At 52.8% G+C, this 17,160-nt stretch carries 11 protein-coding genes; 6 read left to right on the top strand and 5 right to left on the bottom strand.

Annotated features, from left to right (window positions below; translation table 11 throughout):
* Positions 1-28 precede the first annotated feature (28 nt).
* Positions 29-2,203: a YgiQ family radical SAM protein gene (locus TERTU_RS02930; protein ID WP_015818046.1), complete on the bottom strand. Its 2,175-nt coding sequence runs from the start codon at positions 2,201-2,203 to the stop codon at positions 29-31.
* Positions 2,204-2,474: 271 nt separating this feature from the next.
* Between TERTU_RS02930 and TERTU_RS02925 the strand changes: the two genes are divergently transcribed.
* Positions 2,475-3,188 carry a GntR family transcriptional regulator gene (locus TERTU_RS02925; RefSeq protein ID WP_015817763.1) on the top strand — a complete coding sequence of 238 codons (714 nt, stop codon included), beginning with the start codon at positions 2,475-2,477 and terminating at the stop codon, positions 3,186-3,188.
* A 150-nt stretch (positions 3,189-3,338) separates the two neighbouring features.
* Here the strand turns inward: TERTU_RS02925 and TERTU_RS02920 are convergent, their stop codons facing one another.
* Entirely contained in the window at positions 3,339-6,197 is a 2,859-nt protein-coding gene (locus TERTU_RS02920) for a TonB-dependent receptor (protein ID WP_041590034.1), read from the bottom strand.
* 604 nt (positions 6,198-6,801) lie between these two features.
* On the opposite strand from TERTU_RS02920, the gene cysE reads away from it, so the two are divergent.
* Positions 6,802-7,611: a serine O-acetyltransferase gene (cysE, locus tag TERTU_RS02915; RefSeq protein WP_015820039.1), complete on the top strand. Its 810-nt coding sequence runs from the start codon at positions 6,802-6,804 to the stop codon at positions 7,609-7,611.
* A 3-nt stretch (positions 7,612-7,614) separates the two neighbouring features.
* Here cysE and epmA read toward each other — a convergent pair whose 3' ends face one another.
* The gene (gene epmA, locus TERTU_RS02910; RefSeq protein ID WP_015819597.1) at positions 7,615-8,583 is read right to left on the bottom strand and encodes an EF-P lysine aminoacylase EpmA; all 969 of its coding nucleotides are present in this window, start codon (positions 8,581-8,583) and stop codon (positions 7,615-7,617) included.
* Positions 8,584-8,690: 107 nt separating this feature from the next.
* On the bottom strand, positions 8,691-9,260 hold the full coding sequence (gene efp / locus TERTU_RS02905) for an elongation factor P (RefSeq protein ID WP_015818878.1): 570 nt from the start codon (positions 9,258-9,260) through the stop codon (positions 8,691-8,693).
* Between the two features lie 49 nt (positions 9,261-9,309).
* Here efp and epmB point away from each other — a divergent pair, with 49 nt between their 5' ends.
* The 3 genes from epmB to TERTU_RS02890 all read left to right on the top strand — a co-directional run bounded on the left by epmB (position 9,310) and on the right by TERTU_RS02890 (position 14,408).
* Entirely contained in the window at positions 9,310-10,317 is a 1,008-nt protein-coding gene (epmB, locus tag TERTU_RS02900) for an EF-P beta-lysylation protein EpmB (protein WP_015817932.1), read from the top strand.
* A 99-nt stretch (positions 10,318-10,416) separates the two neighbouring features.
* Positions 10,417-12,147, top strand: coding sequence for a PilZ domain-containing protein (locus TERTU_RS02895; RefSeq protein ID WP_015818318.1), 1,731 nt, complete (start codon positions 10,417-10,419; stop codon positions 12,145-12,147).
* Between the two features lie 164 nt (positions 12,148-12,311).
* Positions 12,312-14,408, top strand: coding sequence for a GGDEF/EAL domain-containing response regulator (locus TERTU_RS02890; protein ID WP_015817597.1), 2,097 nt, complete (start codon positions 12,312-12,314; stop codon positions 14,406-14,408).
* Between the two features lie 37 nt (positions 14,409-14,445).
* On the opposite strand, the gene serB is transcribed toward TERTU_RS02890, so the two are convergent.
* Entirely contained in the window at positions 14,446-15,654 is a 1,209-nt protein-coding gene (gene serB / locus TERTU_RS02885; RefSeq protein ID WP_015817102.1) for a phosphoserine phosphatase SerB, read from the bottom strand.
* Between the two features lie 117 nt (positions 15,655-15,771).
* Between serB and TERTU_RS02880 the strand changes: the two genes are divergently transcribed.
* Positions 15,772-16,884 (top strand): hypothetical protein, encoded by a 1,113-nt coding sequence (locus TERTU_RS02880; protein WP_015819296.1) that lies wholly within the window; start codon positions 15,772-15,774, stop codon positions 16,882-16,884.
* Positions 16,885-17,160 lie beyond the last annotated feature (276 nt).

Genomic DNA, 17,160 nt, shown 5'->3' with positions numbered 1-17,160 from the left:
CCGCCCTCTGCCGAAAACACGAGCCGGCTTAATCGCGCCGCCTGCGCGGCGATTTCCCCGGCAATTTTTGATTGCGCTTATCGCCTCTCGCTTTTTGCGCTCGAGGTGAGCCCTGACGACGGTTCACGCTGCGCATGCGCAACTCGCGATTTTCGCTGGGCACCAGATGCTGAGGGGAATCGCCGATTAAGTCCGATCGCCCCATAGCCTTCAGGGCCTCTCTCAGCAATGGCCAGTTTTCAGGATCGTGATAGCGAAGCAGCGCTTTTTGCAGCTGCCGTTGTTGCTTGATCTTCGGCGTAAAGATTTTTTTAGATTTGTAAGTCAGGTGCTTTAACGGGTTGCGGTCAGAGTGGTACATCGCGGTTGCCAGAGACATGGGCGACGGGTAAAAGGTTTGTACCTGATCAACTTCGAAGCTGTGTCGTTTAAGCCACAGCGCCAGGTTAACCATATCTTCATCACTGCAGCCCGGGTGGCCCGCAATAAAATAGGGAATTAAATACTGTTTTTTACCGGCTTCTTTAGAAAACTGATAAAACATTTTTTCGAACCGGTCATAGGTACCCATGCCCGGTTTCATCATCATCGAAAGCGTTCCCTGCTCGCTGTGCTCTGGCGCAATTTTTAAATAACCACCCACATGGTGAGTCACCAGTTCTTTCACATATTCAGGGTCTTCAACCGCCAGGTCGTAACGCAACCCCGATGCAATCGCCACGGTGTGAACGCCTTCAACCCGGCGCGCCTTGCGATAGAGTTCGGTGGTTGGGCTGTGGTCGGTATTGAGGTTTTTACAGATCCCCGGATAAACGCAACTTAGCTTGCGACAAGAAGCCTGAATATCCGGATCCTTGCAGTTAAGCGTATACATATTGGATGTCGGCCCGCCCAGGTCGGAAATGGTGCCGGTAAACCCCGGCACCTTATCGCGGATCTCTTCAATTTCACGCAATATGGACGCGTGCGAGCGACTCTGAATAATGCGGCCTTCGTGCTCGGTGATCGAGCAAAATGTACAGCCGCCAAAACAGCCACGCATAATGTTCACGGATGTTTTTATCATGTCGTAGGCGGGAATCTTTTTGCCTTGATACATCGGGTGCGGCACGCGCGCATAGGACAAGCCGAAGACATGGTCCATTTCCTCGGTCGTCAGCGGAATCGCCGGCGGGTTAACCCACACTTCCCGTTTACCGTGTTTTTGCACCAGGGTGCGGGCATTGTGAGGGTTGCTCTCCTGATGTAACACGCGCGAGGCATGCGCGTACAACACTGGGTCTTTGCTGACTTTTTCGAACGATGGCAGGCGAATGCAGGTGGCATCCGTAGCAAGGTTCTGCTCCCACTTACGCAACGGCATGGGAACAATGCGTACCACCTCGCCCTGTTCGTTTTGTGCAGCCACCTCCCCACTGGTCTCTGAACAACTGTTCGCGCTGCGCATCTCGTAGGGGCTGGGCATCGCGTCTATGCGTCCTGGCCAGTCGATTCGCGACGAATCCAGCTCGGTAAAGCCACCGGGAACTGCAGGTAAAATAACGGTGGTACCGCGAATCCGGGTGAGCGCAGAAACCGGTTCGCCCGCCGCCAGTCGCTGGGTAACTTCCACAACAGCCCGTTCGGCATTACCGTACAGGAGTATATCGGCAGTGGAATCCACCAGAACCGAACGGCGAACTTCATCGCTCCAATAATCGTATTGGGCGATGCGTCGCAAACTGGCTTCGATGCCACCAATCACCACAGGAACGTCTTTCCAGGCTTCTTTGCAACGCTGGCTGTACACGGTCACCGCGCGGTTCGGGCGCTTGCCGCCTTCGCCACCTGGGGTATAGGCGTCGTCGTGCCGGATGCGCAAATCGGCTGTGTAACGATTGATCAGCGAATCCATGTTGCCCGCGGTTACCCCAAAATAGAGGTTCGGTTTGCCGAGGGCACGAAAGGGCTCTGCGCTGGTCCAGTCAGGTTGCGCGATAATACCTACTCTAAAACCCTGGCTTTCCAATAAGCGGCCAATAACCGCCATACCAAAGCTCGGGTGATCCACATAGGCATCGCCGCTGATTAACACTACATCACAGGAATCCCACCCTAATTCGGTCATCTCCGCACGACTGGTTGGCAAGAACGGGGCAATACCGAAGCACTCCGCCCAATACTTAGGGTAGCGGGTCAGTGGAGCAGCTTGAATCTGAGGCATAAAGGGTTCCTGGGGGCATACAGCAAGGCAGCGCATTTTACATACAATAGCAGCGCACTTCGAGCACACCCAGCATTCTGGGCACGGTTAATAAATGTGCACGCGTCATCACATAGCCGCTTAAAACTTCATCGCACGCAAACACTCGTGTAAACTCCAAAAAACCACTAAATCAGCGTGGTTTGTACAGGAGTCTTAGCGATAGTATTCGTCTTTCCTGTGCGTCTCGCTACCGACGCCCATCAGACGCCCATCAGGAGTATCGGCAACCATGAAAAAAAGCGGCCTTGCAGGTGTTACCGATAAAAACAACTACAACATTAATTTCGATCACCCCACGCCAGACCAGATTTTTGCTTTCATACGCGATGAAATTGTCGGCATGGTACTCAAGCCCGGTGAAAAAATTCCCGAAAACCAAATGGCAGAAAAATTTGGCGTAAGCCGAACACCGGTGCGCGAGGCCATAGTGAAGCTCGCGAACCTCGGGTTTGTCGAGGTGCGCCCGCAACGCGGGACATTTGTCACCAAATTAAGTATGCCTTTGATTCTGGAAGCCCGTTTTATTCGAGAAGCTATCGAAATTGCTGTTGTCAGCTCCCTCGCGCAAATGGACGACCCCAGTGTATTGCACGAGTGTGAAAACATTCTCGAACAACAGGTGGTAGCTGCGAACGCGCAAGACGCAATGACGTTTCAATACCTGGACGACGAATTCCACCGCGCGCTGGCAGGTGCGACCGGTTACAGTCGGGTCAGTAAAGTGATAGAAGCCGAAAAAGCCCATATGGATCGCGTACGCAACCTCAGCCTGGTAGAACTGACCGGCCAGTACGAACAGGTGCTCACCCAGCACAAAGCCATTATTAAGGCGATTAAAAGCGGTTCCGTCGAAGACGCCAAAGCCGCGATGGGTTATCACATGAAAGACGTGTTCAACATTCTTCAGGTCGCCCCGGAACAACACCCCGAGTATTTTATATAGCCCTGCGCCGGGCACGTCATCGCCAAGCCAAGCCACCAATTTTCAGGCAAAAAAAACCACACCCGAAAGTGTGGTGAGCAAGCTACAAACTCTAAACCACACTCAGTACCCCGAGAGGTAGCTGAGTGTGTAATCGAGGGCTATGTCTAATTAGAAACTGGCTCGAATACCCAGTGTGTAAGTCGCGCCAGGATAACGCAGGTTAAAGGTGTTGCCATCGCTCTCAAACACTGAACGCATGGGTTCGTTGGTCAGATTGTAGGCGTCCAGCGATACAGTCACGTTGTAATCGCTAAACATCGGCAGATCGTAGCTCGCAGATAAATCCAACTGCGCGCGATCATCCGCCAGCAACGGCGACCAACCACCTCCGGTTTCCGTACCCTCTTGCAAGGTGTAAGTCACACGGGTTTGAAAACCGAAATTTTCATAGTATGCGGTGAAGTTGGTGGTATCGCTGATACCGAAGATCTCACCATCCGGGTCACTGGCGTCCTGATCGATTTTGTTCATACTGGCGTTAAAACCTAAGCCCTGTACGATGAAATCCAGCGGCATAACCCAAATGGCTTCCCAACCAGTGAGGGTGGTAACACCTTCGATGTTCACATCGTCAGAGATGTTTGTCATGCACGTACCTTCTTCAATACCACCGCAATCGGCAACCGCAGCCAGCTGAATATCGGTCAACGAGTCTTCGGAAACTTCGAAGTCATAGCCAAGCGCTTCCACAGCGGCTTGAACTTCGTTCAGCGGAATCTGTCTGTCGCGTGGTTTTACGAAGCCGGTAATGTCTTTCTGATAGTAATTCAGGCCGACATAACCCAGATCACCGAAGTACCATTCGCCACCTAGGTCGAAGTTGGTGGATTCGAACGGTTGCAGCTGGTAGTTGCCCACCGCCACTTCGTCGACACCAGAACCATTCCAGGCGGCGGAGGGGAACATGGAAGACGGATTCGCACGAGTCAAACTGCGTGATGCACTACCGCGGACTTTAAAGCTCTCAGTGACGTCATATACAGCGTTAAAGCTTGGCAAAATACGGCTGTAGTCCGACGTTTTAGTCAAACCGTTGGCAGAGATGGTTTGCTCGGTATCGACCAAACGGACACCAAAGTTGGTACGGAACGGACGACCGGCAACTTCGCTCTCACTGTTACCTTCCACGTAGACCGCAAAGATTTTCTCTTCGATGTCGCCGATAGTGGAACCAAACTGGTCGCCGCCAGCGCTGCTGTCTGGTACGAAGTTGTCGTAATCAACGGCGTCCTTAACGGCCCCCCAGTTAACGCTCGCGATCCCTTTCACACCTTTACCGGTGAGATCAGTGATCGGCGAATCAATCACATAATTTGCGAAATTATCGTTGAGGTCGGAAGTGCGCACCCTGTTATTCCAATCATCGCCACCGGTAAAGCCCGTGGTATCAGAAATGTTTTCATCCCAGTGAACGCCGAACTTAATGCCGCTGATATCCGCGTCTTCACCCAGCGCGAAATCGGCTTTAAACGATGTGGTTTCGGTGGTGCGGGCATTGCGCTGAAAACGGAAGTCCCCCGCCTGGTAAGCATCGCCTTCGGTACCCGGGCCTGCGCCGAAGGTCCAACCGGAACCGGCACTAGCTACATCTACCGAGTGGGTGACCGTGGGCATTTTGCTGTTGTAATCGTGAGTCATTACCCCGGGCGCGGAGTAATAGAGCAAGTAGGGCTCATCGCGGTCAAAGTCAGATTCGGTGCGTGAACCGGACAGGTCCATCACAAACACGTCGCTTATCTGCCAGTGTAAGCTCGGCATAATCGAGGTATAGGTCAGCTCTTCTTCGTATGCCCGAGAACCGACCCAAGCGCGGTTGTTGTAAAAGGTTCCGCTTTGCACCACACCGTCATCATTCAACTGAATGTTTTCTGGAATCCAGGCGAGGCCATACTGCAAATAGTTGCGGCGATAAATGTTAACCAATTCGTTACGCACGAAGGAACGATCAGCTTCCGCACGCAAAATATCCAGCGATGCTTCGATGTTTTCGTTGGGTCGGAACTGCGCGGAGAGAATCATCGACAGGGAGTCGCGATCACCGTAGGTGTACATCGGACGGCCGATGTAAGGCAGCTTCATGTTATCCAGCTGTTCATCGGTTAAGCCAGAGACGGCATTCAGATCGAGTTGATCGCCAACATTAACGCCGGGATGCGCCGCTGCGTAATCGGCGGTCGCGATGTCGGTATAGTTGAAGGTGTTTGCTCCAGTGCTTTGATAGTAACCTTCACGCCCTTCCGTATTTCCGATACAGCCGGATTTACGTCCTAATGGCTGATCATCGTCATCAACGGCGTCATACCAATGCGCAACACAGCCATCCTGGTAATTACCCACGGACTCAAAACCATCGGTGCGCGATTTGCTGTTTTTACCTACGATACCAGCCAACACGCCGAATTTTTCGGTGTCATAGCCGTACATAAAGCTGTATTTCGGGCTGGTTTCGCCGCTCATTTCGTTGTAAGCCCCTTCCAGGCCTACGCGAAAGTGGGAGCCATCCCCCATATCAGAAGCTCGTATGGTACGCATATTCACATAACCAGACACACCACCTTCCACCTGCTGCGCGCTACTGGTTTTGTTTACCGCCAACGAGCTGAACAATTCCGGCGGGAACATATCCAGATCCACCTGACGTCCTTTCTGACCAGAGCCCAGACTGCCGTCGGATGCAACCGAAATGGAGTTACCATTCATCACCACTTTGGTAAATTCAGGCCCCAGGCCACGTACAGAAATCTGCTGACCTTCACCAGTAACTTCGCGCTCGATGCGCACACCAGGAATTCGCGACAGCGATTCCGCCAGGTTCTGGCTAGGCATCTTGCCGATATCGTCCGAGAACACTTCATCGGAAAACCCAACGGAATTGCGCTTTGCCGCCGTTGAATTGAGAAGACTGGCGCGATATCCCGTCACCAGGACCTCTTCTTCCAGATTTGATGAATTTTGGGCTTGAGCCATACTCGCCGCTACACAAAGGCTCAAGAATCCGGTTTTGCTAATTGAGAATCTATTTCTTATTTTCACTGAGATACCCTCAAGGGAATTTATTATTAGTTCCGCACTTCTAAATATCGAAACCTCTCCGAGCTTTGGAAGCCGGCAACTGAGGGAGCGCCATTATTAGAAACATGTTGGCACCTTAACGCATACATGTATACATGAATGCATGAGCGACACAATGCTAACCCTTTAGTATGTGCTGGTCAACGTATCGTTGTTGTTGGGTGCTTCTTTGGTCTGAGAGTTCAATCGAGAGTCTTACTTTTAACGGGCTAACTTATCCACAGCGAGGCTCAGGCGTAGATGGAAAGCAGAGGGCGATAGTCGTCGGCATACAAGGTAAAACAAGAAGATAAATACAAATATGAGATGTTTTTGACGCCAAAAATGGTTTTTTTGACCTCTCCGCCAGCGCGGCCGAAATCGGCAATCTCAACCAGCACCAGCCAATGACGGGGGCGATTTGACTCAGTATTTGCGCTGAAATTGCGACACTAGCTGCGCTGGAAATATCAGCGGCGAACCCCAATAATAGGCCGCTCAACCCGTCGGGAGCAGAATCATGCAAGCAAAACAGCCACGAGCCGTCGTCGCAGATCCGGTTTGGGAGACTATTCGCCAGGAAACCCTGCAAGAGGCGGAGCAAGAGCCAGCGCTCGCCAGCTTCCTCCACGCCACAATTCTCAATCACTCCACGCTGGAAAGTGCGCTGAGTTTTCACCTCGCCAACAAACTTGCTAGCCCGGCGCTAAGTGCGTTGCAAGTTCGGGAAATTATTGAGGACTCGCTGGAAAACCATTGCGATCTTGGCGATATCGTGCGCGCGGATATTAAAGCCGTATTTGATCGCGATTCTGCCTGCGATTCTTATCTACTGCCGTTTCTCTACTTCAAAGGTTTCCACGCACTGGAATCCTTTCGCGTGTCCAACTGCTTATTTAAACAGGGGAGAAAATCCCTTGCGTTTTTTCTGCAAAGCCACATTGCGTTAACGTTTGGGGTCGATATTCACCCTGCCGCCAAGATCGGCCGGGGCATTATGCTCGACCATGCCACCGGTATTGTGATCGGAGAGACCACCGTCGTTGACGACGATGTATCCATCATGCAAGCGGTAACCCTGGGTGGAACCGGTAAAGAAGCGGGCGATCGGCACCCAAAAATTCGTCGCGGTGTGCTGATCAGCGCGGGCGCCAAGATTCTGGGCAATATCGAAATTGGCGAAGGTGCCAAGGTAGGGGCTGGTAGTGTGGTTTTAAAACCGGTCGAACCTCACACTACCGTGGTCGGGGTGCCTGCGGTAACTGTAGGCAAACCCAATACAGATAACCCGGCGCTGGATATGAATCATCAAATCAGTTGTGATTGCTAGGGTTTAGTCGCATCGGGAGGTGCCGTGAAAACTCATAACCTCGCCAATATGTGCGCAGCCCGAGGCGCACATAAGCAGGCGATCAACCCCCAGAGCCACCCCGGCGCATTCGGGCAACCCGGCGTCCAGCGCAGCAAGAAAATCGTTATCTAGCGCCATTTCGGGTTTGCCCTGCGCGACCCGGGCTTTGTTGTCCTGCATAAACCGCGCTCTTTGCTCCTGTGCATCCACCAGCTCCCAATACCCGTTCGCCAGCTCGATTCCGCCCCAGTAAACCTCAAACCGGCGTGCGACCGGCACACCGGTTTCGTCTGGTACGACCCGCGCCAAGGCACACTGGCATGCGGGAAAATCACGAATAACCACCAGACCGTCTCCCAGTTGCGGCTCGACACAATGGGTAAAAAGCAGATCCAGCCACAAACCGCGAGGCTCATCGAACCAGTCCACCCCCAGGTGAGCACGCGCATAGTCCGCCAACGTCTCAGTACTGCAGGTGTGCGGATTCAGGCCAGTATGCTGTTCAAATACAGCGCCGTACTCGGTAACCACGACAGCAACACCCGGTTGAATCGCGCGGCACAACGAGACAACCTCGTCACTCAGCGCACGGTCATCCATACCGCAGCGATACCACTCCAGCATGGTGAATTCAGGGTTGTGTATGCGGCCGGATTCATCGGCGCGAAACGCCTTGCCCAGGTAATAGATATCACCAGAACCCGCAGCGAGAAGCCGCTTCATAAAAAATTCCGGTGAGGTCTGCAAATAACCGGATAGGGTGCTGCCGGCGCTCCCCACCGCACGAGTAACACACAGACTGTCCAGGTTGAGATCGGTCACGGTGGCTCGTCCGATCACCGGTACATCGACCTCCAGTACTGAGCGGGCAGCAAAAAACGCCCTCACCTGCTGAATCATTTGAGCGCGTCGCGCGAGTGCATCCATTGTTGCAGTGGGTTGCCAGCTCATACTCTTTCTTTTCTCAATCGCGTTAGACGAAAAAAAAGCTGACTTATGTCAGCTTTTTCTAGCAGTTTCGCGACGCAATAGGCATCGCAAATCGACCAAGGCGCAAATTACTTGTTCGCGCGCCCCAGGTACTCGCCAGTACGGGTATCAACGCGGACAGTCTCGCCTGTGGAAAGGAACAAAGGTACTTTAACCACGGCGCCGGTAGACAGCGTGGCTGGCTTGGTGCCGCCTTGCGCGGTATCGCCTTTCAAACCCGGGTCCGTTTCCACAATTTCCAACTCGACATGGTTAGGCGGCGTTACTGCCAGTGGGGAACCGTTATACAGGGTTACAACAACAGTATCCTGCTCGTTCAACCATTTTGCAGAATCACCGACCACAGACGCGTCGCCCTGGAACTGCTCGAACGATTCAGGCTCCATAAAGTGCCAGAACTCGCCGTCGTTGTAGAGATATTGCATATCGCGATCAACTACATCAGCACCTTCGAGAGATTCACCCGATTTAAAGGTGCGTTCCCAGACGCGGCCGGATTTCAGGTTTTTCATTTTTACGCGGTTAAACGCCTGGCCTTTACCAGGCTTTACAAATTCGTTTTCGACGATGGAACAGGGATCGCCGTCGAGCATAACTTTTAAACCGCTCTTGAATTCGTTGGTAGAATAGGTAGCCATTTTGACCTCAAAAGTACGTGAATCTTTGCTGTATAGAAAAAAGGCGCTAATGATACCTCACACCATTCCAACTTGGCAGCACAAAAGCTGGCAGGAACAACTTACTAATCAAATTACCAAACCCGCAGATCTCCTGTCGCGTCTCAGCCTGGACAACCAGTGGTTGCCAGCGGCAGAGCGTGCAGCAGCGCTGTTCCCGTTGCGCGTCAGTGAGGCCTTTGTGTCACGCATGCGTCCAGGCGACCCAAACGACCCGCTGTTGCTACAGGTATTACCCCTGGGAGAAGAATTCGCGGTAACGCCAGGCTATTCTGAAGATCCGCTAGAAGAAGAAAAAAGCAATCCTGCACCAGGGCTTATCCACAAATACCACGGCCGCGTGCTATTAATCGCCGCGCCTCACTGCGCCATCAATTGTCGCTATTGCTTTCGCCGGCACTTCGATTACCGCCAAAACACCCCCTCGCGCACCGAGTGGCAGGCGGCGCTGGCGTACATCAAAACTCGCCCGGAGATCGACGAGGTGATCCTCAGCGGTGGCGACCCCTTGATGCTGGGCGATAAACAATTGCGCTGGTTGTTAACCGAAATTGATGCCATCCCCCATATCACTCGGATCCGAATTCATTCCCGACTACCCGTTGTATTGCCGGATCGATTCACCTCAACACTGCTGGAACTGTTGAGCGCCACCCGCGCGCAAATGGTTGTCGTGGCGCACTGCAACCACTCGCAGGAAATCGACCAGAGTGTCGAGGCTGTCTTCGAAGCTCTCAAGCAGGCAGGAATAACCTTACTTAACCAGACAGTACTGCTAAAAAACATCAATGACAGCGCAAACATTCTGATCGAGCTAAGTAAACGGTTGTTCCAAAGCGGCGTACTACCTTACTATCTCCACCTGCTGGATCGCGTATCCGGTACCGCTCACTACGAAGTTGATGAATTAGACGCCAGGCGACTCAGAGAAGAGCTTCTCGCCCAACTCCCGGGTTATCTGGTCCCCACGCTAGTCAAGGAAGAGCCCGGAGCCCCGAGCAAAACACCCATTCGCTAGCTACTGCAATCTGACGCTAAATCCGCGAAAAACGGTGTCAGATGCAGAAACCGCTATACTTTAGCAAATGGATCGGGGATGGAGACACCCAGAGTTAGAATGAACCAGCCGAGTTTACCTGAATACATTAACGACCTGCAGTTGCCAACAACGGACCTCACCAAGTTGAGCTTCTGCGCGACTCGTCCGGCGAAAGTGGAAGAGTGGGCAAACGAATTTCGCGCCACTCAAACCACAGAAACCAGTATTCTGCTCTACCACAGCCTGCCCGAAGCTGCCCGTTTAAAATGCAGCTATGACACGCGTCTCGAGATCCTCGAAGCGTTGCGTCCAGCCGCGCAAAACGCGGTTCAGGGTCTAACCCGCAGCTTTCTGCAACAGCCGATAAACCTTCCGGAGAGCGCACAAAAAACCGCAATCATTGCCCAGGCAATTCAAAAATCGATGATTGACGGCTACGGCCGGTGCGTTTCGGATATTTGCGCCCAAAAGCGCTTCAAGCCCGTGGTTATGGAAGCGCTCGCCAAAGCGTTGCATCGCGCAATTACCGGCATCGGGTTGATCTTTTTCCGCAATTATCAACTCTATACCCAATTGCCCACGGGCTTTTGGCACCAGCTACACGTCTATTTCCAAATTGCAGAATACTTTGACCTGCTCGCCACTCCGGTAAAAGACCCGCTGCTGCTGAGCCGACCAGCGACCAATATCCAAACCGCGTATATGCGTGTGCTGTTGATGGCGACCGCCCGCATGAATCAATTGAGCCGCAACGATATCGCTCATATTTACAATGCACTCGAGAGCTGGTCACAATATGCGCGCCTGCATCCATCCGTGCTGCAGGACAAAGACAACTTTTATCTAATCAATTTAAGCCGCGATCAGGGGCCAATCTATAAGTCGCGCTTCAACGGCAGCGAGATGGACCGCGTATTGGAGTTGGACTTTAGAGTACTCGTTAACCAGCTAAGTAAATACGCCCCCTCGTCCGACGAAGATCCGGATGTTCCCATTGGTGGCTCAGCCGCTATATCGGTTCCATCAGGGTTCCCACCGCCCTTGCTTGATCATCTCATGCAAAGCTGGAGCAGTATTGCCCAGCGCAAACAAGAACGTCGCGCGGTGCAGTCCCTGGCAGAGGTCAGTGTAGGAATGGTCGATACCCACTACCTGCTGTGCGGTGAACAACCCTTCGATGAGTTTGCGGCAGAAGATGTGTTTGACGAGGGCTTTGAACACTCAGTTATCGATATGCTCAACACAGGTATCGGCTCCGGTGACGATAGCGTAACCAAGCGCAAAGCTTCAATTGTTTATCAGGTTCATATCCAAAACGTGAGCGCCGGGGGTTGCTGCCTGCTGTGGAAGGGTGAGATCCCCACAAAACTCCGTGCCGGGGAGATCATGTCTATTAAAGAAAGCGGTCGTCACAGCTGGAGCCTCGGTGTGGTGCGCTGGGTACGCCAATATCGCGGCCAGTCTCAGTTGGGCATTCAAACCCTGGCGAACCATCCCAGACCCTACGGGATCGCACAAGGGTTCGATATGGGCGGCTACTCGGACTATATGCGAGCCTTTTACCTGCCTGCGAGCAAAAACGGTCGTCAGCCCGAATCGCTGCTAACCGCCAGCGCACCTTTCAAAGAATTGGATAAAGTTAAGCTGTTTGATGGCGACAGTTCGGTCTCCGCAAAACTTAACAAACTGGTATTTGCGACCGGCGCTGTTCAACAATTTATATTTAACACGTTGGATGCACCACAAACCCAACCGAAACGCGTTGCAGGCAGCCGCACACAAGAACAATTCGACGACGAATGGGATTAATATTTCGCAACCCAATTCCATTAAAGTTGAGCCACGTCTGGGGCTACACGGGTATTTCTAGTACACTCGAAATTACGCAACGCATTAACTGGTCAGGGATTAGTCACTACAGTCCGGTTACAATTCATACGTACCTCTAAAATTTAGCTGCAGTTAGCCAATCTATGTCGCAAACCAAAACCATCAGGTTGCTTATTCTCAACGACTCTCGCGCTGAAGCGGAGCGCCTTATCAGCATGCTCCACAATGCCGGACGGCCGGTGCGTGCGCAACACGTAGAGAATGACGAAGCACTGAACAAATTGCTTCAGGAAAAGGTGTGGGACCTTATGGTCGGCCTCGACACCACGACCAATCTCAAACCTTTAGATGCTATTCGAATCATCCGCCGGTTGAACAAGGATGTACCGCTCATTCTCCAAACCAACGACGAAACCATTCGCGGTACTGTCGATGGCCTTAAACTCGGTGCGGTCGACGTAGTCAAAGTCGACGAAGACCAGCACCTGTTATTCGTTATTCAGCGGGAATTCAACAACCGCGAAGACCGCGATCGCCGCCGGGTCGCCGAGCGCCGTTACAACGAAATCGAGCGCCGCAACCAGCAGTTACTGGACAGTTCCCGCGATGCAATTGCCTTCGTGCAAGACGGCATGTTTCTGTATACCAACGACTCGTTCGTGGAGCTGTTAGATTACGACAGCCGCGACGATCTCGAATGTATGCCGGTGATTGATATCACCAAAGACCGCGACCAGGATAAAGTTAAGCGCTTTCTTAAAGATTTTATGCTCAAGGGCAGTGACATCGAATCCACCAAGCTGGAGTTTTCGGTGATCACCAAAGACGGCGCGGAACGACCTCTCGCCATTGAGGTGCGCAAATCCACGTTTGAAGAAGAGCTTTGCACCCAGTTCCTCATTCGCACCAGCACGGCGGACAGCCAGGAACTGGAAGCACAAATTCAGCAAATCAAAAGTCAGGATCTCGCCACCGGTTTATACAACCGGGGTTACCTGCTGGACACCTTACACCTGGTGGTGGAAAACGCGGCCAGCGGCGCCAACAACAGTGCGTTAATTCATATTGGCGTGGACAAGTTTCACGAAATCGTGGATGGCAAGCTGGGTATCGCCTCAGCAGATCTGGTGATTGGATCGATTGCCGATTTTGCGAAGTCTCAGGTGAAGGCCGACGACGTTCTGTGCCGCTACAACGATAATTCGTTCATGCTGGTTATTCCCAATATCGACCCCGAAACCGCGTTGGCGCGCGCGAAAACACTCTGTCAGAAGCTCACGTCCCACATTGTCGATATCGACGGCACCACTTTGCAGTTCGCCTACGCTATCGGCATCTCGGTCGTCAACGAGACAACCGCCGACGCAGAAACGCCCATAGGCCAGGCGGTAAAAGCCTACGAACTAGCGCGTGCAGAGAGCTCGAACAACGCCGAGGACAAAGTGCGCCTGTACGAACCGGAGACTCGCGAGGAAACCAAGCGCGACGTTTCCCACTCGGTACAAAAAGCGCTGGACGAGGGGCGCTTTAAACTGCTGTTCCAGCCAATTTTGAGCCTGCGCGGTTCAGACCGGGAACACTACGAAGTGCTACTGCGAATGATTGGTGAAGACGGCAGCGAAATTTCGCCGCAAGAATTTTTGTCCGCTGCAGCTAAAATTGGTGCGACCACCAAGATAGACCGCTGGGTGATTCTGGAATCCATTAAGCTGCTATCGGAGCATCGGAAAAACAGCACCAACACCCACCTGATCATCAATCTCAGCCGTGAATCCGTACTCGATGCCACACTACCGCCCTGGATTAAGGTCGCCTTCAAAGCAGCCAACCTTCCGCCAGACGCCTTGGTATTTCAGCTCAACGAAATTGACGTGAACGACCATCTCAATGTTGCCGCTACCTTCTCGGAGCAGGTGACCAAGCTCGGATCCAGCTGCAGTATCACCCGCTTTGGTTGCGCGTTAAACCCGTTCAACGCGCTCCAACACGTGAAGGCTTCACATATCAAAATCGATGGTTCTTTCACCCAGGAGTTGCAGGAAAATACGCCGGAAGCGGTTCAGGCACTGAACGAGTTGGTTAGCGAGCTGCATAAACTCGATAAAATCACCATTGTTCCGTTTGTCGAGAACGCCAGCGTGCTCTCGAAGCTGTGGCAATCGGGTGTGCATTACATCCAGGGTTACTACCTGCAGGGACCAGCCGAAGAAATGAACTACGATTTCGATACTGAGAGCTAACTGGCCCCGCAATCGTTAAGTGACGCGAATTTTCGCGTCACTCCATTTCCCGATCCCTGAACCCCATAAGATAGAGAATGGCATCAAGGCCCAGCGTAGAAATCGCTTGTTTGGCTTCTGCCCGCACCAAGGGTTTTGCGCGAAAAGCAATTCCCAACCCGGCAATACTCAACATTGGCAGATCATTCGCGCCATCACCCACGGCAACAACCTGTTCCAGACTAATGCCTTCCTGCTCAGCAAGGGAGCGCAACAACTCGGCTTTGCGCTGACCATTAACAATCTGACCGGTAACATTACCGGTCACCTTGCCATCGACAATTTCCAGCTCATTGGCAAACACATAGTCGATACCCAGTTTCTGCTGAATATAGCGACCAAAATAATTAAACCCGCCGGAAAGGATTGCGGTCTTGTAACCCAGTTTGTTCAGGGTGGACACCAGCCGCGCAGCACCTTCTGTCAGTGGCAATCGCTGCGCGATGCCGTCCAGTACAGATTCATCCAACCCTTTTAACAGCGCCATGCGGGCACGGAAGCTCTCGTTGAAATCCAGCTCGCCACGCATCGCAGCCTCAGTAATTGCAGCCACTTGATCACCCACGCCAGCGGCTTTCGCCAACTCATCGATAACCTCGGCTTCAATCAAGGTGGAGTCCATATCAAAACACACCATGCGCCGGGTGCGCCGGAACATGTTGTCCTCCTGGAACGCAATATCCACATCCATGTCCGATGCGATATCAGCGAGCGCCGCGCGCAGAACAGTAATATCCGCGACCCGGCCACGGGCTGAAAACTCAACACACGCCTGCCCTTTGTTTTCGGCATCCAGCGGCACTCGCCCGGTAAGACGGGAAATATTGTCAATATTTAGGCCGTGCTCAGCAAGAATTTCCGCGAGCGCAGAAATGTGGCTAGCTGTAATGTGGCGTGCGAGCAATGTCACAATATGGCGCTGTTTACCTTGCTGCCCCACCCAATCACTGTAACTCTGTTCACTGATAGGCTGAAAGCGCACTTGCATACCCGAGTCGTGCATTCGGTACAAAATATCTTTCACCGCCAGAGCCGAGGCTTCCTCCGACGGTAACTCGACCAACATGCCGAGCGACAGATGATCGTGGATCACCGCCTGGCCAATATCGAGTATGTTCGCGTTGTTGCGAGCGAGGATGGCTGTTACAGATGAAGTAACCCCCGGTCGATCTTCACCAGAGATATTGATAAGAATGAGTTCGCGCACACCTATTTCCTGTTGCCTGCAGCCCAACGAAACGCCGTTGGCCAAAACGACTGCGCATTATAAATGACTAGACCGCAAAAACGAGCATTTGCCAAGCCGCGCCAATCTCACTAATGTATGCGACAAAAACCCGCAGAGGATCGCCCGTTGCGCATAAAACTCGATTTCGCCAGTCTGAACCTCGGCCTGGCATTAGGTATAGCGCTTATTGCGATAGCCACCCTGCCCCATTTTAACCGCCTGCCCGAACGCTACCTCTCGGTGTACGGCCAAAGCCTCGCAACCATGGCAGCGGCACAGGCGATTGAGCCGACATTTAAAAACGATTTAATCAGCCAACAGGCCATTCTGCGGGAAGTGATGGGACAACCCAAAACATTGCTTGCCACCATTCACGATGTAGAACATCACCTGGTGGTGCAGGCGGGTGATTCCCGCTCATTAGACGCACACCTGAATGAGGCTTATACGGCACCGATTCTGTTGCACAACAATATCGCCGGCTACCTGAGCGTGCACCTCGCAGTAGAAAAAACCGGGGCAGAAACCGTGTTTGTGATAGCCGTGCTCGGCAGCGTATTGCTTGCGGCATTTTCCCTGTGGCAATTGCAGCAGCAGGGGCGGCTGCTCTGGCCCGCCTTACCACGGGCCCGCAAAGCGAGCCCGCCGCTAGACGTCGACAACGCTCCGCAAGCGCAGGAAGACGACACAGAAGAGCTGGAATCAAACGAACCCCGATTGGTATACGCGATCATCCATATAAAAAACCTCCGCGTTTTGCAACAGCAACTCAATGCAGATAATTTTCGCAAAACCCTATTGGCTGTTGAGCACACGATCAGCGACGTGCTCGCGCTCTACGGCGGTGACGGCTTCGAGTGGCGCCAAAACCTGGTGGAGTTGCGTTTCCTGGCCAACGACGCTGAAGATGAGGCGCTGTTTCGCGCTGTGTGCAGTGCGTGGTTAATCGTGGAACTGTGCAGTATCGTCAACACCATTCCGTTGGATTTGGCAGCACTGGTTTCTGCCAATCACCAGGATCTCACGCCGAGTGAACTCCAAATTTCCGGATTGGTTCTGGAAACCCAGGCCGCAAACGATGAACTCATCAGCAGGCGGCTGCAACTATTGGAACTGGGTGCCGAAGGTGGACGCATGATAGTTGCGGATATCGTGCAGCCCTACCGTACTCTATTGGAAAAACAGCGTTCACAACTCGCCCAACTCTGACGGGTGCTAACCAAGCACATCACTCGCTCGCCACAAATGCGCACCACCCCGATTTTCAGCTCCCGAAAAACTCGCTCGCCCACAGAGTGTTTGTGGCGATAGCGGGGTGCTCGCTAACCCCTGGACACAGAGCTGACACAATTGAGCGGCTGTGTTTGTCACATATTTTTCAATTAAATCGCATGCGTTTTTGGCGTAGACACTCGCGAGCATACGCCCCGGTAAACAGTGCGTGAAGGTGTGGTAACTAAACATTATCTGCAGCGTATGTTGGCA

Source organism: Teredinibacter turnerae T7901, from assembly GCF_000023025.1.
GTDB classification, from domain to species: domain Bacteria; phylum Pseudomonadota; class Gammaproteobacteria; order Pseudomonadales; family Cellvibrionaceae; genus Teredinibacter; species Teredinibacter turnerae_B.
The sequence above is the reverse complement of the archived record's forward strand: the minus strand, read 5'-3'. Positions and strand labels throughout refer to the sequence as shown.